Below are 542 nucleotides of genomic sequence, written 5' to 3'. Positions count from 1 at the left end.
TTGATGCCTTGCGCTTTCAGGTCATCAATCAAAGCCATCAAACGGTCGGTTGCATCAATAAATGGGTCAATGCTCGTTAACTGAGAACCAATATGGCAGTCGATACCTTGCACATTCAGATTAGGTAGGCTCTGGGCGAATTGATACACTTCTGGCGCGCGGTCAAACGCAATGCCAAATTTGTTGTCACGAAGACCAGTCGAAATATAAGGGTGAGTTTTCGCGTCAACATCTGGGTTAATACGTAGCGAAATAGGCGCAATCACACCAAGCTCGCCCGCCACTTTATTCAAGCGTTCGAGTTCCGGCTCTGATTCAACGTTGAAGCACTTGATGCCAAGCTCTAGTGCGCGCTTCATTTCTGCTGGCGTTTTACCCACCCCAGAAAACACGACTTTCTTCGCATCACCGCCCGCTGCAATCACACGCTCTAGTTCACCACCAGATACGATATCAAAACCCGAACCCAAACGAGCCAGCGCGTTCAGTACGCCCAAGTTTGAGTTGGCTTTTACTGCGTAGCACACAAGATGAGGAGGTTG

At 49.1% G+C, this 542-nt stretch carries 1 protein-coding gene; it reads right to left on the bottom strand.

From position 1 onward, the window contains the following. Positions 1-542, bottom strand: a 542-nt coding sequence (locus tag R7R78_RS28935; RefSeq protein ID WP_225474948.1) for an alanine racemase, incomplete at both ends; no start/stop codon positions are given.

This window comes from Vibrio sp. 2134-1 (assembly GCF_033339495.1).
This window is presented reverse-complemented; position numbering and strand designations above follow the sequence as displayed.